The sequence below is a fragment of the Novosphingobium sp. HNCC26BN242 genome (assembly GCF_057180525.1).
Genome location: NZ_JBXUGM010000001.1, coordinates 1,164,464 through 1,189,354, shown reverse-complemented (window position 1 = coordinate 1,189,354; position 24,891 = coordinate 1,164,464). Strand labels below are relative to the sequence as shown.

The following is a 24,891-nucleotide window of genomic DNA, read 5'->3' as shown; positions in this document are numbered from 1 at the left end:
AACAGAGGGGCAAGGCGCGTGCGCCCTGCCCCTCCATCCTGCGACCCGAAGCGGCAGGGGGATTTCCGCAGCAGCGGCGCCCCCTGTCCTCATCAGAAGTTGTAGCGAACCGATGCCGATACCGTGCGGCCCAGCGCTGGCGTGCCCGAGATCACGGTCGGCGTAACGCCTGCGTTCACAACGTTGCCGTTGCCGCGCAGATCGAAGGTATCGAACACGTTGTAGACCTGCAGGCCCAGTTCCAGGTTCTGGATCGGATAGACGCGCACCGACGGGTTGAAGATCGCCTTGCCCGGATACTCGAACTGGGCATCGTCGATCGAGCTGGTCTGCCCGGTCATCGCCAGACCCAGTGTTGCGATCTCGCCGATGTCGTAGTTGGCCGATGCAGTGTAGATCAGGTCAGGCAGGTTGGGCGAACGGGTGAACGCCGTTGCCCCTGCGCCCTGACGCTTGGCCTTCGAATAGGTGGCGTTGCCGGTGAAGCTGAAGCCACCATTGCGATAGGTTGCGAAGAACTCCGCGCCGGTCGACTTGAACTTGGCATCGATCACGCAACCACCAGCCCCACCGGGGCAGCGCGTGGCCGAAAGTTCGAAGGTGGACTGCTTGAAGTTGCCCTTCAGCAGCGTCAGCTCCATCGTGAAGCGGCCGCCCAGAAGGTCGCCACGGCTCTTCACCCCAAGTTCATGCTGGGTCACGAAGTCGACCGAAGGCGTCACACCGTCGGCGGTGCAACCGTTGCGGCCAATGTCGCCCGAGGTGCACAGCGCGCCATCATTGCGGATCTTGCCGCCCAGCGTCTGACGGTCGCTGTTGAAACGGCCACCGCGCGATGTGCGGGCAAAGATCGTGATGTTCGGCGTGGCTTTGAAAAGCGCGCCTACCGTCCATGACGTGTAGCTGCGTGTGTAATCAAGGTTTTCCCGCACGCCGTTGGAGGTGATGGTCGGAATGCTCACGCCGCTGCTGTTGACGTTGAACGTGGACCCACCGCCGATAACATATCCGCTGGCATTGACCCGCTCAAAGCGAACCGAACCATCGACGCCGAACTGATCGTGATCGAAATCAAGCGACAGGTAGGGCGCGGTGTTGGCATACGACAGGTCATATTCGCGCGAGCAGCATTCGCCCCAGTTGTTGTTGTAGCCAGACTGGCCTGCCTGCGTCAGCTTGTTGCCCGCATTGTCGAACAGGTCGAGTTGCGAGGGATTGTCGCCGTTCAGTTCGCGCAGCGACTTGTTGACGTTCCACTCCATCGCGATCTTCTGGTTCATGTAGAACAGACCGGCGCGGGTGGTGAGCTTGCCCGACATCACGTCGAACTTGCCTGCCACGGTCAGGTCATTGGCAACACTGCCGATATCGTTGATCTTGGTGCGCACGTTCACGTTATCGTCGAGATAGGTGTCGGTGTAGAGCTGGCCAGCACGCGGACCGCTGGCATAGCGGATCGCCGCTACCGTGCTGCCGTTGACGGTGGAGCCCAGCACGTTGGCTGTGCGCCCGACATTGAGGAACGGCGATGTGAACGCACCGCTCATCGATGTGTAGCGCAAGTTGTTGTCAACGGTGATGCCGCCATCGAATTCGTAATGGAACTGGTTGCCGAAGGACAGTGCTTTGGTGGTGATCCCGTCATTGCGCACGCGCTCGAGGTTGCCCTCGCGGTTGTAGATCAGGAAGTCCTGATTGTAGATCGAGTAGTTTGAGCTGTCGCGGCCATCGAAGCCGGGGAACGGACGAACATCCGTAATCTTCTTGCCGTCGATCGTGGCGAGTGCAGGCGAACCGGTGTAGTTCGGCTCCTGCGTATCGGCCACCTTGAACAGCATGCGGAAGTAACCGCGACCTTCGTTGAATTCCTTGGTCAGGCTGCCCTTTACCTGGACTGAATCCGAAAGCGTGTAATCCGCCTTCAAAGGACCGCGGCCGTTCTTAACATAGCCGCCGACGTGGAAATACAGCGTGTCAGTGATCGAGCCGCCATAGCGGAAATCCGCGCGCGTTTCGTCATAACCGATGCCGCGGTTGATGGCGAAAAAGCCGCCTTCCTGCTTGCCGGTGTGGCTGATGTAGTTGATGACCGCGCCCGGAGCCTGCGAGGCGAACGTACCAGCAGAGCCACCGCGCACGCCTTCGACATTGGCCACCGAAGCGTCAAAACGGGTCCAGTAATCGTTGTTGCCGAACTGGATATCGCCGAATAGCACAGTCGGCAGGCCATCTTCCTGAATCTGCACGAAGGGCGAGCCGCCCGTTGCCACCGGAAGACCGCGCACGGCGATGTTCGAGTTGCCGCCGGGGCCTGCGGTCCCTGCCACCTGGATACCCGGAATGGCGCGGAAGATTTCGGCCTCCGAAGTCGGGCGCAATGCCTGAATTGTATCTGCCGAGATCGAGCTGACCGATACGGCACTGTTCAGTTGGGTCTTGTCGCGGCCCGAAGCTGTCACGACGATTGCGTCAAGGCCGACGGCCTCTGGAATGACGTCTGCTGCACCGGCCTGCGCAGCATCTTGCGCCGCAGCTGGCATCGCCAACATTGCGGCAGAAAGCGCAATGAACGAGGCACAGGCATGAAATGGAGATAGCTTCATAAATCCTCCCACCAAGAAGCTCCTGCATCACTTGCAGGAATCAGTCACTGGTCCGCTAACTCTTCATACAATCGTTTGCAACACAAATAGCAATCGATTGCAAAGAGCGTTCAAAGCGTGGCAATGTTGCAACATAATCGCCGCAGCACACAAAAAGGAAATCCCCATGGCGGTTGACAGGCATGCAGATTGCGCCGCATCACCGCCGCCAAGGAACAGCGCGCCAGTGCGCTGCCCAAGACCGCGCGCGGGGCATTTGACAGCACATGGAAGACGGCGTGAAACCGGCCAAGATCAAGAATATCGCGGAACTGGCGCGCCTCGCCGGCGTGTCGGCGGGAACCGTCTCACGCGCTCTGGCCGACATGTCACTGGTCAACAAGGAAACGCGCGAGCGGATACAGGCACTCGCCCGCGAGCATGGCTTTCGCCCCAACCAGATGGCCCGCCGCCTGCGCACGCAGCGCACCGGAGTGATCGGCGTCGTCATCCCGCTTGGCCACGAACGCCGCCAGCACATATCCGACCCCTTCTTTATGACGCTGTTCGGCTATCTGGCTGATGAGTTGACCGAAAGCGGTCACGATCTGATGCTCTCGCGCGTTATTCCCGGGGATGACGAGTGGCTGGATCGCATTGTCGATTCCGGCATGCTCGATGGCGCGCTGGTTATTGGCCAATCGAACCAGAGCGAAGTGATTGAACGTGTAGCGCAATACTACAAGCCACTGGTGGTCTGGGGCAGCCACCGCGAAGGCCAGGTGCAGTGCACTGTGGGGGTAGACAATGCTGCAGGCGGAAGGCTCGCCGCGCAACGCCTGCTCGATCGCGGGGCACGGCGGCTTGCCTTCTTCGGTGATACCAACGGTCCCGAAATCGCTGATCGTCTGGCAGGCGCAAGGCAGGCTGTTGCCACTGTCCCGGGTGCCACGCTGAACGACTTTCCCACCCACCTTGCCAGCGATGAAATGGCCAGCCAGATCGCCGCAAACCTTGATGATATCGGCGCAAGTGTCGACGGCATCGTCTGCGCATCCGACATTATCGCAATGACCACGATCCGCCTGCTTCACGAACGCGGCATTTCCGTGCCCGATCAGGTCGCCGTCACCGGCTTTGATGATTTGCCGCTATCGCAGCGCATGGTCCCGCAATTGACCACGGTGCGGCAGGACATTGCTGCAGGTGCGCGCGCCATGGCCGAAGCCCTGCGTCTGCGGCTTGCTGGGCAGGACGCGCCATCCACGGTGATGACGCCGGAGTTGATCATCCGCGAAAGCGCTTGACACTCAGCGAAGGGTTACCCGGTCCCCGTCAAACTCCAGCGAGAAGCGCGGCGCAGGCGTTCCGCCAAAATTGCTGCGCAGCAATTCGGGATGATCGGTCAGGCCTCGTCCCTGCATTCCCCAATAGTCGACAAAGCTCCACACTTCGCCTTCGCCGGTAACCCACCAGCTATAGGATTGCTTGGCCTCACCCTCAGGGTTGGCAGCAACCAGTCCGCCCGCGTTCAAAAACCGCCACGGCCCTTTCAGATCATCGGCCACCGCGCCATAAAGCCCGTTCGGCCCGGCCACGGCATCGGGCGCAAAGGTGTGCGTCTGGGTTGACCAGAACAGGTAATACCGCCCTTCGCGCACGACGATATGGGGCCGTTCAAGTTCATTGTTGGTGCCCACCGCCTCGATCAGCGGATCACCCAGAACCCATTCGCCTGCCTCGAAAGTGGCGATGCCGATATTGCCGTTGAAGGCATGGTCCGACCATGCTGCGCTCCCGGTGAACAGCAGATGCGCCTTGCCGCTTGCCGGATCGCGCAGCCAGGCTGGATCGCGGAAACCCTTGATCAGCCCCGGCGCGCCTTGGTCCTGCCGGTCGAGCACATAGCGCACATCATCGGCGGCAAAAATCTCGCGCGGGGTATCCCATCCGCCCGGACCATCGGCAGTCAGCGATCCTATGCTGACGAATATGCGCTGCTCACAGGTCTGCGCAACTTCACCGCGCCGACCGGCAACGGTGAAGAAATGCTGCACAGTTTGACCGTCGTCCATCAACACGCAGCAGCCAGCCCATTCGCGGCTGCCGGGGGTCAGGCCATCGGCAAAGGCATTGCCATGATCGCGCCATCCGTCCTCACCAACCGAGAGCAAGCGGATGCGCGCATGTCCATGGCGCTCAACCGGATCGGCAAAGATCGGCGCGGACAGGAAGAACCACCAGTTGCGCCCGGCGTGCTCCACCGTACGGCCGTCTTCGTGCGCCAGTGGCCAGCAATCCCACAGGTCCAGATCGTCGAGCAGGCGAACGACATCGTCCTTCCCGATCGGCGGAATGCGTGGCGGATTGCCGTAACCTTTTGGTGCCCAACGGCTTGCACCGAACGGAGCAATCGATTGAAGGGGTGAGGAAACAGAGGCCATTGCAGACTTTCCAAAAACAGGCATCAGGCGCGTTTGCGCAAATGAAACAGGATCACGGTTTCGGCCTTGCTCGGTGGCAGAGGCAGGCCACTGGCGCTTAGCCAATCGGCGGCAAAAGTTTGCGGTGCTGTGCCCAATGCATCGAACAGGGGTGCCGAATGCGCTGCGTGGCCGCCCTCGCCGCCAGCAATGCGCAGCATCTGCACGTCCCATGCGCCTTCGCGCCCAAGGAACGGAAGCGGCAACGGTTGCGGGCGGCGGTCCTGCGGTGGCTCGGCCCGGATCACGAAGAGCAGCAGTTCGCCCGCGCGGCCTTGCGCCTGCCAGACCAGACCATCGGCCCCCTCGCCCTGCCACACCCTCCCCTGATGGAGCAGATCGCGCCACTGCTTGTGGAAAGCAATCCAATCCGCAAGCTCGGCCCGTTCCGCGTCAGACAGCGTGCGCGGGTCCATTTCCACGCCCAAATGGCCGGACATGGCCATCGCCGCCCGAAAGCCAAGGCTGTGCCGCCGCCCGGTCGCATGGGCCGGGCTTGCCGCAATGTGCGATCCCATCACCTCTGGCGGCAGGAATGACAGGAACCCGCGCTGGATGCCGATGCGGCTGACCGCGTCAATATTGTCGCTGGTCCAATACCGATGACAGAAATCGGCCATCCCGGCATCGTTGCGCCCACCACCGCCAGCACAGGCCTCGATCTCCACCGCGGGATGCGCGGCCCGCACTCTGGCCAGCAGATCATAAGTGCCACGCACTTGTGCTGCGCCACCAGCCGGGGCCAGATCGCGGTTGTGGTCCCATTTCAGATAGGTGATCGGCAGATCGCGCAGCAGTGCATCAAGGCAATCAAACAGATAATCCCGCACATCGGCGCGCCGCAGATCGAGCACCAACTGGTTGCGCGACGGTGGCCGTGCCCGCCCGTCAAGCGCCAGCGCCCAATCGGGATGCGCGCGATAAAGGTCGCTGTTGGGATTGATCATTTCAGGCTCAACCCATAGGCCAAACTCCATGCCCAGCGCATTCACGCGTTCTGCCAGCAGCCCAAGCCCTCGCGGATACTTGACTGGATCGGTGGTCCAGTCCCCCAGCCCCGCGGTGTCATCGTTACGGCCACGAAACCAGCCATCATCAAGAATGAAGCGCTCTACCCCAACTAACGCAGCAGCCTCGGCCAGCGCAACTATACGCTCCTCGTCATGATCGAAGTAACAGGCTTCCCACGAATTGAGATGCACGGGGCGCGGGCGCATGGCGCCACCCGGCCAGCGCAAGCGCGCCCGCACCGCTTCGTGGAATGCCGCCGCCGCGCCGTTGCGCCCGGCTGTCGATATCGCAAGGAACGCATCGGGCGCTTGCCAGCTTTCGCCGGGCGCAAGGCGCACTTCGCCCGGTGCCAACAAGGCCCCGGCGCACAGCGTCCAGAAGCCTTCGTCATCCCGCTCCACCGCAATGCGGCTATCGCCCGACCATGCCAATTGCAGCGCGCGCACCACGCCTGCATCGAAAGTCGCCCCTTGGTCCAGCAGGTAAAGCCCGCCCGGCCCGCCATGCCCAGATAGGCCGCGCCGCCCTTCGCGCAACCATTGCTGCTGCGGCATCGGCTCACGGCATTCCACCAGTTCGGCATTGTGCCGCCCGCGCCATGACACGATTTCATGCGCACTGGCCGGGATCGGTAGCAGGGCACTGGCGAGCCAATCGACAGCAAAGCTTTCCGCTCCGATATTGCGTACGCTGGCCCCGCACACAAAGGCACCGCCGACTGTGGCAAACGTCAGTTCAAGCTCTGCACCGGCCAAGACGTCACGCAATGTGAAGCGGACCGCTCCTTCGCTTTCCGCCGTCTCCGCTTGGCCAAAATGCACTGGCAGCGCAGATCCATCGGCCTTGCGCAGGCGCAGCAATTCCGGTCCGTACCAGCCCTGCCCGCCTGTTGGCGCAACATCCAGCGGAAAGTCTGCGTCCATCGAATAAGATGCAGCCGTGCGCTGATCTGCCAATGGGCTCAGCAATTCTGCACTGACAAGCGGTCCGCAGTGCCGCCACAGCGGCGCGGCACCGCGGCGCGGCTCCCACACCAGCGATGCATCCTTGGCATGAAGAGCAATCATTATGCGGGCACGGCCTGCGGCATGGCACTGACCCGGCCTTCACGCACCCACAGCACCGAAAAGCCCGCAAGCATCAGGCACACGCCGCAGAACATCAGCATGTTGCGCGGGTCGTTACCCAGCAACTGTTTGTAGGCATCAAACCCAAGCGACACGAAGCCAAGGTCGAGACGGCTCATCACCACGGCAAAGATCAGCATCGGGATCACGATCATCATGTTGAAGATCCCCATGTAAACGCCTGTGCGCTGCGGCGGGATTGCGTTGCTCAGGATCGCGTAAGGGTTGCCCATGATGCTCCCCCACGCCAAGCCAATGCCGATGGCGGGCACAAACAGCAGCGCCTTGTCAGTAATCCCCGGCAGTATGAACATGCCTGCACCGCCCGCAAACAGGCACAGCGCATGGAGCGGCCCCGGCCCAATCCGGCGCACGATTGGCACCATCGCAAAGGCGGTGACAAAGGCGACCGCATTGTAAAACGCCGCAACTTCGCCGTTGGTCAGCACGGCGGAGCGGAACGCACTGCTCTGTACGTCAGCCGTGCCATAAACACTGCGGCTCATCGAATAGACGGCATATGTCCAATAGCCAGACATGCCCGCCCATTGGAACAGGCTCATCATGCCAAGCTTGCGCATGGCTACAGGCATCTTCACGATCGCATCGCCGATTTCCGCCAGCGTGGCCAAAACGCCCTTGGGCTGGGCAAGGATATGCTCGCGCTCCTGCACCGTCAGCGGCAATTCGGGCACGCGCAGCACCGACCACACGATGGTGGCCAACGACAGCACCGCGCCAATCATGAACACCACGCGCACGGTATAGGGAATGCCGTGATCGTCCACCCAATCCTGGCTCATGCCAAAGCCGACCAGCAAGGACGGGGTCAGGAATGCCAGCATCTGCGCAAGGCCGGTGAACGCACTTTGCGAAAGAAACCCCGCCTGCCGCTGATCCGGGTTCAACCGGTCAGACACATAAGCGCGATAGGGCTCCATCGTGATGTTGTTGCCCGCGTCCAGAATCCACAGCAACGACATGGCCATCAGGATCGAACTGGATAGCGGCATGAAGAACAGGCCGAGGCAGCACAGCACCGCGCCGATCAGAAAGTAAGGTGTACGGCGGCCCCAGCGGCTTAACGTCCGGTCGCTCATCGCGCCGATGATGGGTTGCACCAGCAGGCCGGTGATTGGCCCGGCAAGCTGCAGCATCGGCAACTGGGATTCATCGGCCCCCAGAAAGCTGTAGATCGGCCCCATGTTGCCCTGTTGCAGACCAAAGCTGAACTGCAGGCCCAGAAAGCCAAGGTTCATTTCCAGGATGCGCGAAAGCGGCAGATGCGGGCGCAGAGCAAGGTTTGCGTGAATGCCGCTCTCACCGCCATCACGGCCGCTGCTGATGGTCACCTGCGCACTCTCCCCTCGGATGTCGTGGCCTTGGTGGCCCGACTAACCGCGCAGCAAGCCATGCCACAGCTATTGCGCCATGACAACAATCGATTGCATATTCATCATAACTCGGGCAACATCACTTTCATCGAACTGCCGACTATCGACCAGCCGACCGGCCGGCACGCCACAGATAAAGCCCCGCCGCCACGATGATCAGCGCACCGATTGCAGAGGGCAGATCGGGCCGCTCGCCAAAGACCAGCCAGCCCAGCCCTCCGGCCATCAGCAATTGCACATAAGTCATCGGCGCAATTGCAGCTGCCCCCGCACGCGTTGTGGCCAGATAGATCAGCGCATGGGCAATGCTGGCGTTGACAGCCACGATCATGATCTTGACCAGAACGATGGGCGGCATCGGCGGGATTTCGAACAAGGCAATGCCGCTCAGGTGCCCGGCAATGGCCGCGAACGACAGAAACACCGCTGCAACCGCCGCCACGGTAAACTGCATGGCCAGCGCGCTGCCTGATCCTGATACCTTGCGATTGGCGATGATCAACAGTGCCATGCCCGTGGCCGCCAGCACCGGGAGCAGCGCCACCGGCCCCAGAATCGCGAAATTGGGCCGCAAGATGATCAGCACTCCGGCAAAAGCCACCATCGATGCCAACAGTGTCTCGCGCCGCAGTTTTTCGGACAGTAGCACCGCCGCAAGCAGCGCGGTCAGCATCGGGCTGGTGAACGATATGGCGGTAAATTCGCCAATCGGCATCAAGTGCAGTGCGGTAAAACCTGCCAGAGCCGAAACGCCAACACTGCAACCGCGCAGCACCTGCCAGCGCAGATGCGGAAAGGCAAAGCCCGCGCGCCCCTCGCGCAGGAAAAGAATTACCCCAAGCCCGATGGCCCCAATGACATAGCGAACCGCAGCAATCGCGCTGCCCGGCCACAGGCCCGCCATGCTCTTGACCACGACATCGCCCAGCGAAAGCATGGCGAAGCCTCCCAGCGCAAAAAGCAGTCCAGCCCTGTTGCCGCTGGACCTGTTGTCATGTGCCAATTGCGTCGCTTCCGTTGCTGCGTTTCACCGGATCACTGCATACCGGCGCAAAGCCCCGCTAAACCATGCAGGCCCCACGCGGAACCGCTGTCAGCAAAAAAGACGCTGTGCGCGCCCAAACGCCTAGGTTCCTCGGTCACCTTGCGCCATCCACCATGGTTTACAGGTAGTTGACCGCTACAGCGCAGAAACGTGCTGTTAGTAAACCCTGAAGGTTTTGCGGTTATCAGATGCTCGTGATCGGTCCTGTATGCCCTCCGCGATTGTGCGCAGCAACGGCACTGAAGCAATGTTGATTGGGGTCTTTTGATGAGCGCTTTCGGGCGAAAGACAGGAACTGCCGGGACTGCGGCCAACGGCCCCCGGCCCTCTTTCGGGGTCGCACGGCCAATGCGCAATGGCGAACCGGCCACGCCTGGCACGTCGGCGGCTCCGATGCCAATGCCGATGGGTGGCGAACAGTTTCCGCCGCTTCCCGCGATGGATCAGGACGATTCTGCCGTTGGCGGTGCCGCGATCAAAGCCGATGCGATGACGCGCTTGGCCGATCGGGCCAATGGCGTCAACGAAGGCAACTACCAGGCCGAAGGGTTCGAAGCCTCGGTCCACAAGATCAAGGAACAGGTACTCCCCCGCCTGCTCGAACGAGTCGATCCCGAAGCGGCCGCCACGCTGACCAAGGACGAGCTGTCCGAAGAATTCCGCCCGATCATCATGGAAGTGCTGGCCGAACTGAAGGTCACACTCAACCGGCGTGAACAGTTCGCGCTGGAAAAGGTGCTGATCGACGAGTTGCTCGGCTTCGGCCCGCTCGAAGAACTGCTCAACGATCCTGACATCTCGGATATCATGGTCAACGGGCCGGAACAGACCTACATCGAAAAGAAGGGCAAGCTCGTGCTTGCCCCGATCCGCTTCCGCGATGAAAGCCACCTGTTCCAGATCGCGCAGCGCATCGTCAACCAGGTCGGCCGCCGCGTCGACCAGACCACACCGCTGGCCGACGCCCGCCTGAAGGACGGCAGCCGCGTCAACGTGATAGTCCCGCCGCTCAGCTTGCGCGGCACTGCCATCTCGATTCGTAAGTTTTCCGAAAAGCCGATCACGCTCGATATGCTGCGCGATTTCGGCTCGATGTCCGACAAGATGTGCACCGCACTCAAGATTGCCGGCGCCTGCCGCATGAACGTCGTCATCTCGGGCGGCACCGGCTCGGGCAAGACCACCATGCTCAACGCCTTGTCGAAGATGATCGACCCGGGCGAGCGCGTGCTGACCATCGAAGACGCGGCCGAACTCCGCCTGCAGCAGCCGCACTGGCTGCCGCTCGAAACCCGCCCGCCGAACCTCGAAGGCCAAGGCGCCATCACCATCGGCGATCTTGTGAAGAACGCGCTGCGTATGCGCCCTGACCGGATCATCCTGGGCGAAATCCGTGGCGCGGAATGCTTCGATCTGCTCGCCGCCATGAACACCGGCCACGATGGCTCGATGTGCACACTCCACGCCAACTCCCCGCGTGAATGCCTTGGCCGTATGGAAAACATGATCCTGATGGGCGACATCAAGATCCCGAAAGAAGCCATCAGCCGCCAGATCGCAGAATCGGTCGACATCATCGTGCAGGTCAAGCGTCTGCGTGATGGTTCGCGCCGCACCACCAACATCACCGAAGTGATCGGGATGGAAGGCGACGTCATCGTCACGCAGGAATTGTTCAAGTTCGAGTATCTCGACGAGACCGACGAAGGCAAGATCATCGGCGAATTCCGCCCTTCTGGCCTTCGCCCTTATACGCTGGAAAAGGCGCGCCAGTTCGGCTTCGATCAGGCCTACCTCGAAGCCTGCCTCTGATTTGGCAAGCGGGGTTGCACCCTTGACCGGCCAATTCCCTTGCATTTGGCGGTAAACCCGCTAAGGGCCGCCGCTTCCCTGTCATGGTCATCCCTGGAGGCGTGGCAGAGGAATTGTAACAACGCATTCTCATAAAGGTACTGACACATGAGCGAGACGCTTACGCTGTCGGCCGAGACGCGCGATCGGGCAGGCAAGGGAGCCTCCCGTGCACTGCGTCGCGAAGGCCGCACCCCCGCCGTGATCTATGGCGGCAACGAAGAACCGGTTGCGATCCATCTGGAAGAAAAGGCGCTCAACAAGGCGCTGGGCACCGGCCACTTCTTCAACTCGGTCGTCGAACTCACGGTCGGTGGCAAAACCATCCGCACCCTGCCCAAGGACGTTGCGTTCCACCCGGTGTCAGACCGTCCGCAGCATGCAGACTTCCTGCGTATTTCGAAGGACTCGGTTGTCCACGTCGATGTGCCAGTTGTCTTCATCAACGAAGAAAAGTCGCCCGGCCTCAAGAAGGGCGGCATCCTCAACATCGTCCGCCACGAGCTGGAAATGATCTGCTCGCCCGACGCGATCCCTGATGACATCGTCGTTGATGTCTCGGGCTACGAAGTTGGCGATTCGATCCACATCAGCGCAGTCAGCCTGCCCGCTGGCGTAAAGCCTGCTATCTCCGATCGCGATTTCACCATCGCAACGATCGTGGCCCCCTCCTCGCTGAAGAGCGAAGAAGGCGAAGCCGCAGCCGAAGGCTGATAGCCAGCTTCCGCCTGCTTCGGCAGACGAAAAAGCAGCCCCTTCCGCCCCGCGCGGGAGGGGTTCTTTTTTGGGTAGCGGGGTATGCGCGGAATGCTTCGACAAGTTCAGCATGATCCTTCGACAAGCTCAGGATGAGCGGAGGCTCGGATCGTGTCCGCTTACGGAACCTGTTGAAGTATTGCCTTCACCTCCTAAAAGCCCGCTCATCCTGAGCTTGTCGAAGGATGCCCGCCAACGGTCCCAACGCACAAGGAACCTAACGCCATGCAACTCTGGGTCGGCCTCGGAAACCCCGGTCCGCAATATGCGCTGCACCGCCACAACGTCGGCTTCATGGCGCTCGACACACTGGCCGAAGTTCACAATTTCGGGCCGGTGCAAAAGAAGTTTCAAGGCTGGCTGCAAGAGGGCCGCATCGGCACGCAGAAAGTCCTGCTGCTCAAGCCCGCCACGTTTATGAACGAAAGCGGACGCGCGGTGGGCGAGGCGATGCGCTTCTACAAGCTCGGCCTTGATGCGCTCACCGTGTTTCACGATGAACTCGATCTTGCCCCCTTCAAGGTCAAGGTAAAGCAGGGCGGCGGCACTGCCGGGCACAACGGCTTGCGCTCGATTGATCAGCATCTTGGCCCCGATTTCCGCCGCATCCGGCTTGGCATTGGCCACCCCGGGCACAAGGACCGCGTCACCGGCCACGTGCTCGGCAATTTTGCCAAGGCGGAACAGGATGATCTGGTGGAAATGCTCGGCGCCATCGCGGCAGAAGCGGGTTGGCTGACCAGTGGCGATGACGTGCGTTTCATGAATGATGTGGCTTTGCGCCAGCAAAACTGAACCCGTCCACACCGCATCCTTTACCGCCGGAAACAATCCAGACATCGAAAACTGTCGCTCTGGCTGACAGATGGCAGGTCTGGAAACGGGCGTTAACTATGCAAACCTCTGAAATTGCACATTTGGCACGCCCTTTGCTGTGTATAGCGTCAACCAAGTCCAAGTCGTGGAGGTTGTAATGACGAAGAAGTTTCTGGCAGCAGTCGCAGTAGTCTCGATTTCTGTAGCCACCGCATCGGCTCCGGCCCATGCCACATGGTGGTCGACCAGCGGTGGCAGCAGCTCGTGCAAGAAGGGCTCGAAGACTTGCCCCGGCACAAGCAGCAGCACCACCAGCAGCACCAGCACGACCACGGGCGGAAGCACCGGCGGTTCGACCACCACCACGGGTGGCAGCACCGGCGGTTCGACGACCACGACCGGCGGCAGCACGGGCGGTTCCACCACCACGGGTGGCAGCACCGGTGGTTCGACCACGTCTGGTGGCAGCACGGGCGGTTCTACCGGCGGCACGTCGGTTCCTGAGCCGGGCATGCTGGGCATGATGGCGCTGGGCCTGCTCGGCGTTGGCTATGCCCGTTCGCGCAAGATCAAGCAGCGCGGCTAATCGCGGTCAGTTCCCCGGCCCTCAGGTCGGGGAGCTACCCTTCGCTGTCAGAGCCACCCCACCGGGCAAGGCTCTTGCGGAAAACAGGATTGCGCGGGTCTGCCTGGCTGGCCTCAAGCAACAAACGTCGCGCGGTGTCAGGCTCCTTGCCTGCCACCGCGCGAACATATCCTGACAAGTGGATCAGGTCCGCATCAGCGGGAGACAGCGCTCTTGCCTTGTCAGCAATGGCAATGGCCTCGTCACCTTTGCCAGACCGGCTCAACGCCAAAGCCAGACGGCGATACACCTCGGCGTCGTCGCCTTGTGCCGCTATGGCGCGATAGGCAGCAATTGCCTCATCCCATCGTTCGCGCAGCACAGCGTCCTCAGCTTTTCCGGCAAGATCGAGCGCCGCTGTTCGTTGCGGCGACAGGCGCCGCACCTTCCATCGCTCCGCCTCATCATCAAGATCCAGCGCCCGCGCCGCCGTTTCGGCCAGTTCCAGTTCCGGTGTATCGGCAATCAGGCTTTCGGCCAGCGGCTTGACCGTAGTGTAAGCCGCCTTCGGATCATTTGTCGCCATCTGCGCCCCTGCCAGCAGCAGGCGAATGCGCGGATTGCCCGGCGCGCGCAAAAAGGCCCGCTGCAACATCGATCGGGCCTGTTCACGCTGACCCAAAAACAGCAGCGCTTGTGCATAGGCAATGCCGTTGTCCGAAACCGGATCCAGCTTGGCTTCCTCGCTCGCCAGCGTATCGCGAACCTTCTGCCAATCCTGCCGCGCCGTTGCCATCTGTACCTGCAAGGCCATCACGCGCGGATCGTTGGGCGCAAGCGCAGCGGCCTTGGCCACCATTTCGGCCGCCTTGGCCGTTTGCTCTGCCCGCTCGAAAGCACTGGCCCGCGCCAGCAGCGGTTCTGGCGCGCTGGGGAACCGCTGCGCCGCCTTGGCAAAGGCATCGTGCGCCGCACCGAACCGCCCGCGCCGCGCGGCGATCTCGCCGGTCAGCATCAGGGAATCGTACCCATCGGGGGCCAATTTCTGGATTTCGGCAACCCGTTGCTCTGCCGCTGTCAGGTCTTCCGCCCCGATCAGGAACAGCGCATGATCGCGCAGCAGCATGGCATCCTTGCCTGCCACCTCCCCGCGCCGGAACGCATCCACTGCCGCAGCCGTATCGTCCAGCGCCAGATGCGCGGCAGCCCTCACCCGCCAGGCCTGTGGCGCGCCATCATTGCCCAGCAGGGTAAGCGCCTCGTCTGGTCTGCCGCGCAACAGGGCCGCCTCAGCCTGAATACGCACCAGTTCGGGGCCACGCTCGCCCAGTTTTTCAAGCCGTGACGCAGTCGACGCTGCACCATCGCCATCGCCCATGCGCAGTTGCACAGCGGCCAGTAGTCGCAGTAATTCGGCAGTGTCACCCTGTTCGGCCAGCGCGGCAGACAGGTCGACTTTCGCCGCTGCCAGTTCCATCCGCGCAATTTCTTCGCGGGCGCGCGCTACCTTGTCGGTCGCATCCGCGCCGCAGCCCGAAAGTCCGATCAGCAGTGCCAGAACAAACGTCTTTTTCATTCGTCCGCTATCGCACATTTCCCTGAAGCAAAGGTGAAATTGCCCATCATCCCAATGGCCGCTGATGCAAAGGTTTCCAAACCGGATTGCTCCCGCTAAAGGCCCCGGCAACCAAGGAGTTTGCAGAATGGGTTTTCGTTGCGGGATCGTCGGTCTTCCCAATGTCGGCAAATCGACACTGTTCAACGCGCTGACGGAAACGCAGGCGGCGCAAGCGGCCAACTATCCGTTCTGCACGATTGAACCCAACGTCGGCAATGTCGGTGTGCCCGATCCCCGGCTTGATAAGCTGGCAGAGATCGCGGGCAGCCAGAAGATTATCCCCACCCAACTCGGCTTTGTCGATATTGCAGGCCTCGTGCGCGGCGCATCGAAGGGCGAAGGTCTGGGTAACCAGTTCCTCGGCAACATCCGGGAAGTGGACGCCATCGTCCACGTTCTGCGCTGCTTTGAAAACGTCGATATCCAGCATGTCGATAACCGCATTGATCCGGTATCCGATGCCGATACGGTTGAAACCGAACTGATGCTGTCTGATCTCGAAAGCCTCGAAAAGCGCGTCCCTGCAGCCATCAAGAAAGCCGCGCAGGGTGACAAGGAGGCAAAAGTCATCGCCTCTGTGCTTGGCCAAGCGCTTGAACTGCTGCGCGAAGGTAAGCCTGCGCGGCTCACCCAGCCCAAGGATGAAGATGAGGCCCGCGTTTTTGCGCAAGCGCAGCTTCTTACAGCCAAGCCCGTGCTTTATGTGTGTAACGTGGAGGAAGAATCCGCCTCGGCTGGAAATGCGTTTTCGGCGCGCGTGTTTGAAAAGGCTAAGGCCGAAGGTGCCAATGCGGTCGTGGTTTCCGCCGCGATTGAAGCCGAAATCGTGACCATGCCGGTGGAGGACCGCGCCGAGTTTCTGACCGAATTGGGCCTGACCGAAGCTGGGCTCGCCCGCATTATTCGCTCGGGCTATGAACTGTTGAACTTGCTCACCTTCTTCACTGTCGGCCCGAAGGAAGCGCGCGCGTGGACCGTGCATCAGGGCGCAAAGGCCCCCGAAGCCGCCGGGGAAATCCACTCCGACATGCAGCGCGGCTTCATCCGTGCCGAAACCATTGCCTATGATGACTTCGTGGGATTGGGCGGGGAAACCGCCGCGCGCGATGCGGGCAAGCTGCGTCAAGAAGGCAAGGAATACGTGATCAAGGACGGCGATGTCCTGCACTTCAAATTCAATGTCTGATGGGCTGCAAAAGAGGCATTTCTGAAGTGCACCTAGATGCACCTAGCAGCACCTAGCTGCACTTAGACGGCCCCAAACGCCTGAAACCGTGCCCTAAATCGCCTTGCACTGCACGTTGCCGGCGGCCTCATAAACGGGCCGTTCGAACTCATCGGTGATCACCAGCTTGCCATCGAAATGCTCAGCCGTCCCCACCGGTTCGACCGGCCCGGATGCGCTGAGCGTCAGCGCATATTCCTTGCCGGTATAGCGCGCCCAACTTCCCTTGGGCAGCTTCGCCGACCCCGTATCGGGTGCGAGGATCTGGATTTCTCCGTTTATTTTCAGCACCCCGCGCTTGTCCTGCGCGAGCAGCACCGCGCCGATCCCACCGCCTTCGGCCACAAAGGCGCAGCCGGTGCCGTGCAGCTTGTTCTTTGAAATATCGGGATAAAGGATCGCCTGCGGGGCAATCGGCTCCACCGGCGGCTTCCCATCCTGCGCCTTCTCCACCGCCGCGATGGCTTCGGCGTCGGTTGGCTCCTGCTCAGCCGAGCATGCAGAAAGAGCGATTAAAATCAGAGGGATATGCGCCAATCTTGCCATGTCACTTTCTCCCGAACAGCTTCTCGATATCCCCGTGCGCCAGCTTCACCCACGTCGGCCGCCCGTGATTGCACTGGCCCGACCGCGGGGTGACTTCCATCTCGCGCAACAACGCATTCATCTCCGCCACCGAAAGCGTGCGCCCCGCGCGGACCGAGCCGTGGCAGGCCATCGTGGCGAGGACGAGGTCGAGTTTTTCGCCTAATAACAATGCGTCGCCGTTTGCCGCGAGATCGTCGGCAACATCGGCGACCAGTTTCGCCGGATCGCCTTTGGCGAGCGCGGCGGGGATGGCGCGGATGAGCATGGCGTTCGGGCCAAAGCGTTCAAGCGCGAGGCCGAATTCTGCAAGTTTGCCAGAGGCTTCCTCAAGCCGGTCACAAGCCGCTTCTTCGAGTTCGACCACTTCGGGGATCAGCAGTGCCTGGGATGGGGCCGTGCCCTGCCCTGCCCCGGCAGAGCGCAGGCGTTCGAGGACAAGGCGTTCGTGCGCGGCGTGCTGGTCGACAATGACGAGGCCGTCCTCAGCCTCTGCCACGATGTAAGTGTTTGAAATCTGGCCGCGTGCAACACCGAGCGGGTGCTGCGCCGCGTCGGCTACGGGTTCGGCTGCCACTTCCGCGCGGGCCGATAGCGGGGCCAGTACGGACTGTTCATAGCCGCGCCAAACAAGGCCCGCTTCGGAGACGCGCGGTTCGGGCTGCCATGGCCGGCCAAAAATGCTTCCCTGTGAGGCACTTGGCGGCGCAATCGGTTCCGCCTGCCACGCCGCCATCGCGCTGGCCGATGGGGCTTGTGCGCTACGCTGGTCACCAGTCGATAAAGCATGGCGCAGCCCGGAGACGACCATACCGCGCACGAAGGCCGGATCGCGGAAGCGGACTTCGGATTTGGCGGGGTGGACGTTGACGTCAACCTCGCTTGCGGGAACTTGCAGGAACAGCGCAAGCACGGCGTGGCGATCGCGCGCCAGCATATCGGCATAGGCCCCGCGCACCGCGCCGATCAGCAGACGATCCTTCACCGGGCGGCCATTAACGAAGAGGTACTGGTGATCGGCCACGCCGCGATTGAAAGTGGGCAGGCCCGCGATCCCGGTCAGGTGATACTCACCGCGCACCAGATCGACCGTGACCGCATTGCCCGCCAATTCGCGCGCGACCAGCTGCGCCACGCGCGCTTCCAACGTTTCGCCGCCCTGCACCTGAATCGCGCGGCGGCCATCGTGTTCGAGCGTGAAACCGAGGTCCGGGCGGGCCATGGCGAGGCGGCGCACGACATCGGATGCAGCGGCCCATTCCGAGCGCGGACTGCGCAGGAATTTGCGGCGGGCGGGGATTTTCTCGAACAGTTGCTCCACCCGCACCCGCGTGCCGGGGGGCAACGCGGCGGGGCCTTCCGAAACCAGCGCGCCGTTATCGACAACGCGCTTCCAGCCCTCTGTCGCGCCTTGTGGGCGGGATTCGATGGTGACGCGCGCGACTGAGGCGATGGAGGGCAAGGCTTCTCCGCGAAAGCCAAGAGTTTCGACCATTTCGATTGCTTCGTCGGGCAATTTGGAGGTGGCGTGGCGTTCCAGCGCCAGCGCAATCTCGGCGGCGTCCATACCGCAGCCATCGTCGGACACCTCGATCATCGCCAATCCGCCTTCGGAAAGGCGCACGTGGATGTGTCCAGCGCCTGCATCAATAGCGTTTTCGACCAGTTCCTTAAGCGCGCTGGCAGGCCTTTCGACGACCTCCCCGGCAGCGATGCGGTTGATCAAAGTTTCAGGAAGGCGGCGGATGACTCGCATGGCCCGGCAAGGCCTAGCGCCGAAGCCGATTAATTTCGAGACAAGTGGTGAAGTTATCCCTCCAAACCCGCATAAACCCATGTCCTTTAGGCGTAGTGCCTGCTAGGAACCCGCTTCCCCGGGCGCTCACTTTCGAGGGGTCTGGCGTGTGCCCGTGCGCCAAACCACAGATTATCACGGATTTCCTGATGGCATCGATCTTTTCCCGATTCTTCAAGTTTGGTTCGCAGAACATCGCGATCGACCTCGGCACAGCAAATACCCTTGTCTACGTCCAGGATCGCGGCATCGTTTTGAACGAACCCTCGGTCGTCGCCATCGAGACGATCAACGGCATCAAGCGCGTCAAGGCCGTTGGCGATGATGCCAAGATGATGATGGGCAAGACGCCGGACAATATCGAAGCCATTCGCCCACTGCGTGACGGCGTGATTGCCGATATCGAAGTGGCCGAAGCAATGATCAAGCACTTCATCCAGAAAGTGAATGGTTCCAAGAGCCTGCTGCGCTATCCCGAAATCGTGATCTGCGTGCCATCGGGCTCCACATCGGTTGAACGCCGCGCCATTCGCGATGCGGCCAGCAATGCCGGGGCCAGCCAGGTGTTCCTGATCCTTGAGCCCATGGCAGCCGCCATTGGCGCAGACATGCCGGTGACCGAGCCTGTCGGTTCGATGGTTGTCGATATTGGTGGCGGCACAACCGAAGTGGCGGTTCTTTCGCTGCGCGGCCTTGCTTATACCACCAGCGTGCGCGTGGGTGGGGACAAGATGGACGAAGCCATCGTCTCTTACGTCCGCCGCCACCACAACTTGTTGATCGGCGAAGCCACGGCCGAGCGGATCAAGAAGGATTATGGCATTGCCACCGCGCCCGCTGATGGCATTGGCGAGACGATCCATATCAAGGGCCGCGATCTGGTGAACGGGGTACCCAAGGAAATCACGATCACGCAGGCAAACATTGCCGAAGCGCTGTCTGAACCCATCGGGGCCATCGTCGAAGGCGTGCGCATCGCGCTAGAAAACACCGCGCCTGAACTGGCCGCTGACATCGTCGATCAGGGCATCGTCCTGACCGGCGGCGGTGCGCTGATCCGCGGCCTGGACGAACATCTGCGCGAAGAAACCGGCCTGCCGGTTAGCGTGGCCGAAGACCCGCTTTCGTGCGTGGCGCTGGGCACGGGCCGGGCGATGGAAGATCCGATCTATCGCGGCGTGCTGATGACGGCATAAGTTCGCAACGGCGCGGAAGTGCGGGTCCAAGGGGTTGCGACTCAGGGCCCGTTCACGTGACGGAGTGCATCGAGGTGCGCAAGGGTCGTGCCGGATTGAAAGGGTGATCGGATGGCGCGGTCGCAGGACCGGCGCCCGGGCTATTCGCGCAGGGCGCAATACGGGGTATTCACCGGCTACGTGATCGCCATTCTGGGCGTCGTGGCCGGCATTGTTGTGCTTGTCGTGTCGCTGATCAACCCTGATGCCTTTTCCTTTGCTCGCAGTGCCGCAGCTGAAGTGGCACGGCCGATGGGCAAGGCTGGGGCAGCAAGCAGAGCCAGTGGACAAGGCGTGTTTGCGGCGATTGGCGCCTATTTCAATGCTGGACAACAAAACGCCGAACTGCGCCGCGAGGTAGAAGCAGCGCGTGCGCAAGCGATCTCTGCACAAGCGCTGGCAGACGAAAACCGCCGGTTGAAGGCGCTGCTTGGTATTGTCGATCCGAACCGCAAACCCGTGGCGACGGCACATCTGATCGGATCGAGCGCGGAAAGCACGCGGCGCTTTGCTGTGATCGATGCCGGAATGGCCAATGGCGTTCGCCCTGGCCAACCGGTGCGGGCTGCATCCGGCCTGATCGGGCGGGTTATCGAGGTGGGGCCACGCACAGCCCGGGTGCTGCTGATCACCGATCCTGATAATGTTGTGCCGGTGCGCAGGGCCAGTGACGGGCTTTCCGCCTTTGTCCAAGGCGCATCGGATGGTCGCATCGAGATTCGGCTGATAAACATGGGCGTAAACCCGGTGAAGCAAGGCGATGTCTTCGTCACATCAGGTTCAGGGGGCCTCTATCCGCCCGGCATACCAGTGGCCGTTGCCACAGCCCCCCATCGTGACGGTGCAACCGGGCACCTTGCCGCCGATCCCGCAGACCATGTTTATGTTATGGTGGAGCAGGCTTTTAGCCCCCAGGCCCGAGCCGATCTTGAACGGCTGATCGAGGACGGCACGAAGACCGCTGCAGACGTTCCGTGATATTTGAAGCGCTGGTCAAATCCCCGGAAGACCTTGTGCCTAAGCGCATCGACCGGGCGCCATGGCCGGCTTTTGCCAACGGCCTGCCGTGGGTAACGATCATGCTGGCATCGATGGCGACCTTTTCGCCAGTGATGGCATCTGCACCGGTCGTGCCGCCGCTGGCCTATATGATGCTGCTGGCCTGGCGCATGATGCGGCCCGGCATGCTGCCGATCTGGGCCGGATTACCGCTGGGGTTCTGGGATGACCTCTATTCCGGGCAGCCTTTCGGTTCAGGCATCGTGCTGTGGTCTGTGACCATGCTGGCGATGGAATTGATAGATGAGCGGTTTTTATGGCGGGGTTTTGGGCAGGACTGGCTGGCGGCCTGTGGACTGATGACGGCCTACCTTGGCCTTTGTGCCGCGATTGCCGGGCTTGCCACCGGGTATCCGCTGCCATTGGTGATTGTGCCGCAAGTGTTTGTTTCACTTGCACTCTATCCAGTGATAACCCGGCTGGTGGCGCTGCTTGATCGCATACGCCTGCTGCCGTTGAAAAGGCTCTGAGGCAGATGGCAAAGCTGCCGATGACATCGGCTATCCTGACCAACCGGTTTGAACGGCGCACCTTTGTACTGGGCGCGCTGCAAGGTGGCGTTGGTTTGCTGCTGGCGACGCGTCTGGGCTATCTGGCCGTTGCACAGAACGAGAAGTATCAAGCCGCATCGGAAAGCAACCGCGTCAACCTCACGCTGATCCCGCCACGGCGCGGTTGGGTGCTTGACCGGTTTGGCAAGCCACTGGCATCGAACCGCGCCGATTTCCGCGTGGATCTTATTCCCGACCGGGTCGTTAATCCCGAGCGCACCTTGCAGACGCTGGCCGGCCTGCTTTCGCTTGCGCCCGACAAAGTGCGCGACATTCGCGACCGTCTGGACAAAGCGCGCGGTTTCCAGCCGGTCGAAGTGGCAGCGAGCCTCGATTGGGAAAAGTTTGCCTCCGTTTCAGTGCGTCTACCCGAATTGCCCGGCGTGATCCCGCAAAAGGGCTATTCGCGCTATTATCCTTATGGCGCGGCGGTTGGCCACATGGTGGGATATGTCGGCGCGGCTTCGGCGGAGGATTACGAGAAGGAGCGCAATGCGCTGCTCGTCACGCCGGGGTTCAAAATTGGCAAAGACGGGCTGGAAAAGCATTTTGAGGCGCGGCTGCGCGGGGTGCCTGGCGCGCGGCGCGTGGAGGCGACCGCATCGGGCCGGATCGTGCGCGATCTGGGCACGCGCGAAGATGTTCCGGGCAAGCCAATCCAGTTGACGATCAATGCAGGCCTTCAGGATTACGCTGCGCGCCGGATTGGCCTTGAATCCGGCTCTGTCGTGGTGATGGACTGCGAGACTGGCGACATTCTGGCGATGGCATCGATGCCAAGCTTTGATCCGAACAGCTTTTCCGATGGCATTGGCCGGATCGAGTGGAAGATGCTGTCCGAGGATGATCACGTGCCCTTGCGCAACAAGGTGCTGCGTGGGCTCTATCCGCCGGGATCGACGGTGAAGCCGATGGTGGCCATGGCGTTTCTGGAAGCGGGGCTTGATCCATCAGCCAGCGTAAACTGCGGCGGTGGTTTGCGCGTGGGCAACCGCGTTTTCCACTGCTGGAACAGGCGTGGGCACGGATCGGTCGATATGGCCAAAGGCATTTACCAGTCGTGCGATGTCTATTTTTATCACTTCGCGCAGAAGATCGGGATGGACAAGATCGCCGCAATGGCGCGGCGGCTGGGATTGGGGCAGGAATTTCCGATGCCCTATCCGGGCCAGTCCTATGGCACGGTGCCGGATCCTGCGTGGAAGCAGAAGAAGTATGGTAAGGAATGGGCGGTTTATGACACCGTCAACGCTACGATCGGTCAGGGCTACATGCTGGTCAATCCGCTGCAGCAGGCGGTGATGTCAGCCCGTATCGCTTCGGGGCGTGAAGTGATGCCGCGGCTGTTGCTGGACAACAAGGCGCCGCTGCCCAAGCTTATGGGATTTCGGCAGGATCACCTCGACTTCATCCACGCCGCGATGAGCGAAGTGGTGAACGGACGCGGCACTGCGGGGCGCGCGAAGCTGCCGGTGGACGTGCTGATGGCGGGCAAGACCGGGACGGCGCAAGTCGTTGGCCTGAACCTGTCCAACGGCAAGAGCGGGATCTGGAAGTACCGCGATCATGGGCACTTCATCGCCTTTGCCCCGTTCGACAAGCCAAAATACGCCTGCGCGGTGGTGATCGAACATGGCGGTGGATCGGGCGCGGCCTATCCGATAGCGCGCGACGTGATGACCTATATCTTCGATCAGGGCAAAGCGATGGCCGTGCTGGAAGAGTTCGAAAAGCAATGGGGCGGCAATGTGCAGCAGCGCATGGCAGCGCGCTATGACCTGTTTGCGGCAAAGTATGGCGCGACGGCACCTAAGCCGGTGCCTGATGATGCCGAACTGACCGAACGGGCCGATGCGGCGCGCAAACCCGCTGGTGAGCCTGCTACCGCGCAGACCGACGCGGCATCGCCAGCCCCTGAACCAGAACAGCCCGCTGCAGCGCCCGTTTCCGCTTTGGAGCCGGTGCAAACCGCTCCTGCTTCAGGAGCGCAATAGTGCCACGCGCCTATGTTCCCGCCACCATTGCACGCCAGCCATGGAGCGTGCTGTTGCCGCTGATGGCGCTGGTGGGATTCGGTGCAGCGGTTCTGGATTCTGCGGCGGGCGGGCGGTTCGATGTCTGGGCGATGTCGCATCTGGTACGGTTCAGTGTATTTCTGGTGATGGCCATGATCATTGCCCGGCTGCCGCAACACCTGTTCCGCCAAATGGCCTTGCCCGCTTATGGCGTCTTGTGTGCGCTGCTGGTGCTGGTTGAACTGATCGGCGGCATTGGCGGTGGCAGTCAGCGCTGGTTGAACCTCGGGTTCATGACCCTACAGCCATCGGAACTGATGAAGCCTGGCATCGTGCTGGTACTTTCCTGGTTCTATTCAGTGCTTCCGGTGGGCGAGACGCAAAGCTGGCGCGCTTTGGGACCGGCGGCGGTGCTGCTTGGCATTCCGGCGGGACTGGTCATGCTGCAGCCCGATCTTGGAACCGGGCTTGCCATCACGTTTGGTGCTGTGGTGGTGATGTTCATGGCAGGATTGCCATTACGCTGGTTTCTTGGAGCAGGCGCGGCTGCGCTGGTGATTGCCCCCCTCGCCTTTTTCACGCTGCTGCGCGAATACCAGCGCAATCGCGTGCTGACATTCCTAGATCCCGAAAGCGATCCGCTGGGCACCGGTTATCACATCACCCAGTCCAAAATCGCCATCGGATCGGGCGGTTTCATCGGCAAGGGATTTGGCAACGGATCGCAAAGCCACCTCAATTACTTGCCTGAATCGCACACCGACTTTGTCTATGCCACGATGGCCGAGGAATGGGGCATGGTGGGCGGCTTATTTGTGCTGATCGTGTTTGGCCTCATCTTTCGCTGGGGATTGAAAGTTGCGCTGGCCGCGCCCGACCGCTTTTCGCGGCTGCTGGCCAGCGGCATGACGATGACGATCTTCTTTTACATGTGCATCAACCTGATGATGGTGATGGGCCTTGCCCCCGTGGTGGGAATCCCGCTGCCTTGGATGAGCCATGGCGGATCGTCGATGCTGACCAACATGATCTGCGTCGGCACGATCATGGCCGTGGAACGCTGGAGCCGAAGCGCCCCCAGAGGCTTGTCGTAAAGGTGAGGGCCTGTCGTAAAACTTGCATTTTTGGCTTGGCAGGGCCGGTAAAATCGTTATGGGGACGGCTCCCTGACGGGAATG

19 protein-coding genes are annotated in these 24,891 nt (G+C 61.5%); 11 read left to right on the top strand and 8 right to left on the bottom strand.

Annotated elements, in window-relative coordinates; translation table 11 throughout:
* Window positions 1-92: 92 nt before the first annotated feature.
* Window positions 93-2,603 carry a TonB-dependent receptor domain-containing protein gene (locus AC2A1F_RS05645; RefSeq protein WP_484207758.1) on the bottom strand — a complete coding sequence of 837 codons (2,511 nt, stop codon included), beginning with the start codon at window positions 2,601-2,603 and terminating at the stop codon, window positions 93-95.
* A gap of 266 nt (window positions 2,604-2,869) precedes the next feature.
* Between AC2A1F_RS05645 and AC2A1F_RS05640 the strand changes: the two genes are divergently transcribed.
* A complete protein-coding gene (locus AC2A1F_RS05640; RefSeq protein WP_484207757.1) occupies window positions 2,870-3,889 on the top strand; it encodes a LacI family DNA-binding transcriptional regulator in 1,020 nt (339 codons plus the stop codon).
* A gap of 3 nt (window positions 3,890-3,892) precedes the next feature.
* On the opposite strand, the gene AC2A1F_RS05635 is transcribed toward AC2A1F_RS05640, so the two are convergent.
* From AC2A1F_RS05635 to AC2A1F_RS05620, 4 genes are all read right to left on the bottom strand, one after another.
* On the bottom strand, window positions 3,893-5,026 hold the full coding sequence (locus AC2A1F_RS05635; RefSeq protein ID WP_484207756.1) for a glycoside hydrolase family 68 protein: 1,134 nt from the start codon (window positions 5,024-5,026) through the stop codon (window positions 3,893-3,895).
* A 23-nt stretch (window positions 5,027-5,049) separates the two neighbouring features.
* A complete protein-coding gene (locus AC2A1F_RS05630) occupies window positions 5,050-7,143 on the bottom strand; it encodes an alpha-galactosidase (RefSeq protein WP_484207755.1) in 2,094 nt (697 codons plus the stop codon).
* Entirely contained in the window at window positions 7,143-8,462 is a 1,320-nt protein-coding gene (locus AC2A1F_RS05625; protein ID WP_484208176.1) for an MFS transporter, read from the bottom strand. Before AC2A1F_RS05625 ends, AC2A1F_RS05630 begins: the two co-directional genes overlap by 1 nt.
* A gap of 235 nt (window positions 8,463-8,697) precedes the next feature.
* Window positions 8,698-9,600, bottom strand: a complete 903-nt coding sequence (locus AC2A1F_RS05620; RefSeq protein WP_484207754.1) for a DMT family transporter — start codon at window positions 9,598-9,600, stop codon at window positions 8,698-8,700.
* A gap of 309 nt (window positions 9,601-9,909) precedes the next feature.
* Between AC2A1F_RS05620 and AC2A1F_RS05615 the strand changes: the two genes are divergently transcribed.
* The 4 genes from AC2A1F_RS05615 (at window position 9,910) to AC2A1F_RS05600 (ending at window position 13,651) form a co-directional block, all read left to right on the top strand.
* Window positions 9,910-11,454 carry a TadA family conjugal transfer-associated ATPase gene (locus tag AC2A1F_RS05615; RefSeq protein WP_484207753.1) on the top strand — a complete coding sequence of 515 codons (1,545 nt, stop codon included), beginning with the start codon at window positions 9,910-9,912 and terminating at the stop codon, window positions 11,452-11,454.
* Between the two features lie 147 nt (window positions 11,455-11,601).
* Window positions 11,602-12,207, top strand: coding sequence for a 50S ribosomal protein L25/general stress protein Ctc (locus tag AC2A1F_RS05610; RefSeq protein WP_484207752.1), 606 nt, complete (start codon window positions 11,602-11,604; stop codon window positions 12,205-12,207).
* A 267-nt stretch (window positions 12,208-12,474) separates the two neighbouring features.
* On the top strand, window positions 12,475-13,044 hold the full coding sequence (pth, locus tag AC2A1F_RS05605) for an aminoacyl-tRNA hydrolase (RefSeq protein WP_484207751.1): 570 nt from the start codon (window positions 12,475-12,477) through the stop codon (window positions 13,042-13,044).
* Between the two features lie 178 nt (window positions 13,045-13,222).
* Entirely contained in the window at window positions 13,223-13,651 is a 429-nt protein-coding gene (locus AC2A1F_RS05600) for a PEP-CTERM sorting domain-containing protein (protein WP_484207750.1), read from the top strand.
* A gap of 34 nt (window positions 13,652-13,685) precedes the next feature.
* Here AC2A1F_RS05600 and AC2A1F_RS05595 read toward each other — a convergent pair whose 3' ends face one another.
* Window positions 13,686-15,206 carry a tetratricopeptide repeat protein gene (locus tag AC2A1F_RS05595; RefSeq protein ID WP_484207749.1) on the bottom strand — a complete coding sequence of 507 codons (1,521 nt, stop codon included), beginning with the start codon at window positions 15,204-15,206 and terminating at the stop codon, window positions 13,686-13,688.
* Window positions 15,207-15,333: 127 nt separating this feature from the next.
* Between AC2A1F_RS05595 and ychF the strand changes: the two genes are divergently transcribed.
* A complete protein-coding gene (gene ychF / locus AC2A1F_RS05590; protein WP_484207748.1) occupies window positions 15,334-16,434 on the top strand; it encodes a redox-regulated ATPase YchF in 1,101 nt (366 codons plus the stop codon).
* Between the two features lie 93 nt (window positions 16,435-16,527).
* Here ychF and AC2A1F_RS05585 read toward each other — a convergent pair whose 3' ends face one another.
* Complete coding sequence (locus tag AC2A1F_RS05585; protein WP_484207747.1) at window positions 16,528-17,019, bottom strand: hypothetical protein; 492 nt, start codon at window positions 17,017-17,019, stop codon at window positions 16,528-16,530.
* A gap of 1 nt (window position 17,020) precedes the next feature.
* The gene (gene mutL / locus AC2A1F_RS05580; RefSeq protein ID WP_484207746.1) at window positions 17,021-18,814 is read right to left on the bottom strand and encodes a DNA mismatch repair endonuclease MutL; all 1,794 of its coding nucleotides are present in this window, start codon (window positions 18,812-18,814) and stop codon (window positions 17,021-17,023) included.
* A gap of 188 nt (window positions 18,815-19,002) precedes the next feature.
* Between mutL and AC2A1F_RS05575 the strand changes: the two genes are divergently transcribed.
* The 5 genes from AC2A1F_RS05575 to rodA all read left to right on the top strand — a co-directional run bounded on the left by AC2A1F_RS05575 (window position 19,003) and on the right by rodA (window position 24,807).
* Window positions 19,003-20,049 carry a rod shape-determining protein gene (locus AC2A1F_RS05575; RefSeq protein ID WP_292628971.1) on the top strand — a complete coding sequence of 349 codons (1,047 nt, stop codon included), beginning with the start codon at window positions 19,003-19,005 and terminating at the stop codon, window positions 20,047-20,049.
* Between the two features lie 111 nt (window positions 20,050-20,160).
* Window positions 20,161-21,066: a rod shape-determining protein MreC gene (mreC, locus tag AC2A1F_RS05570; protein ID WP_484207745.1), complete on the top strand. Its 906-nt coding sequence runs from the start codon at window positions 20,161-20,163 to the stop codon at window positions 21,064-21,066.
* A complete protein-coding gene (locus AC2A1F_RS05565) occupies window positions 21,063-21,617 on the top strand; it encodes a rod shape-determining protein MreD (protein ID WP_484207744.1) in 555 nt (184 codons plus the stop codon). The genes mreC and AC2A1F_RS05565 overlap by 4 nt, the downstream gene beginning before the upstream one ends.
* A gap of 5 nt (window positions 21,618-21,622) precedes the next feature.
* Window positions 21,623-23,692: a penicillin-binding protein 2 gene (mrdA, locus tag AC2A1F_RS05560; RefSeq protein WP_484207743.1), complete on the top strand. Its 2,070-nt coding sequence runs from the start codon at window positions 21,623-21,625 to the stop codon at window positions 23,690-23,692.
* Entirely contained in the window at window positions 23,692-24,807 is a 1,116-nt protein-coding gene (gene rodA, locus AC2A1F_RS05555) for a rod shape-determining protein RodA (RefSeq protein ID WP_484207742.1), read from the top strand. The genes mrdA and rodA overlap by 1 nt, the downstream gene beginning before the upstream one ends.
* Window positions 24,808-24,891 lie beyond the last annotated feature (84 nt).

Excerpts from the sequence above, each read along its gene's own strand:
- AC2A1F_RS05610 (WP_484207752.1), top strand. The coding sequence starts at position 11,602 with ATGAGCGAGACGCTTACGCTGTCGGCCGAGACGCGCGATCGGGCAGGC.
- AC2A1F_RS05575 (WP_292628971.1), top strand. The coding sequence starts at position 19,003 with ATGGCATCGATCTTTTCCCGATTCTTCAAGTTTGGTTCGCAGAACATC.
- mreC (WP_484207745.1), top strand. The coding sequence starts at position 20,161 with ATGGCGCGGTCGCAGGACCGGCGCCCGGGCTATTCGCGCAGGGCGCAA.
- AC2A1F_RS05640 (WP_484207757.1), top strand. The coding sequence starts at position 2,870 with ATGGAAGACGGCGTGAAACCGGCCAAGATCAAGAATATCGCGGAACTG.
- AC2A1F_RS05625 (WP_484208176.1), bottom strand. The coding sequence starts at position 8,462 with ATGAACCTTGGCTTTCTGGGCCTGCAGTTCAGCTTTGGTCTGCAACAG.
- AC2A1F_RS05600 (WP_484207750.1), top strand. The coding sequence starts at position 13,223 with ATGACGAAGAAGTTTCTGGCAGCAGTCGCAGTAGTCTCGATTTCTGTA.
- pth (WP_484207751.1), top strand. The coding sequence starts at position 12,475 with ATGCAACTCTGGGTCGGCCTCGGAAACCCCGGTCCGCAATATGCGCTG.
- AC2A1F_RS05645 (WP_484207758.1), bottom strand. The coding sequence starts at position 2,603 with ATGAAGCTATCTCCATTTCATGCCTGTGCCTCGTTCATTGCGCTTTCT.
- mutL (WP_484207746.1), bottom strand. The coding sequence starts at position 18,814 with ATGCGAGTCATCCGCCGCCTTCCTGAAACTTTGATCAACCGCATCGCT.
- ychF (WP_484207748.1), top strand. The coding sequence starts at position 15,334 with ATGGGTTTTCGTTGCGGGATCGTCGGTCTTCCCAATGTCGGCAAATCG.
- mrdA (WP_484207743.1), top strand. The coding sequence starts at position 21,623 with ATGGCAAAGCTGCCGATGACATCGGCTATCCTGACCAACCGGTTTGAA.
- AC2A1F_RS05585 (WP_484207747.1), bottom strand. The coding sequence starts at position 17,019 with ATGGCAAGATTGGCGCATATCCCTCTGATTTTAATCGCTCTTTCTGCA.
- AC2A1F_RS05635 (WP_484207756.1), bottom strand. The coding sequence starts at position 5,026 with ATGGCCTCTGTTTCCTCACCCCTTCAATCGATTGCTCCGTTCGGTGCA.
- AC2A1F_RS05595 (WP_484207749.1), bottom strand. The coding sequence starts at position 15,206 with ATGAAAAAGACGTTTGTTCTGGCACTGCTGATCGGACTTTCGGGCTGC.
- AC2A1F_RS05630 (WP_484207755.1), bottom strand. The coding sequence starts at position 7,143 with ATGATTGCTCTTCATGCCAAGGATGCATCGCTGGTGTGGGAGCCGCGC.
- AC2A1F_RS05615 (WP_484207753.1), top strand. The coding sequence starts at position 9,910 with ATGAGCGCTTTCGGGCGAAAGACAGGAACTGCCGGGACTGCGGCCAAC.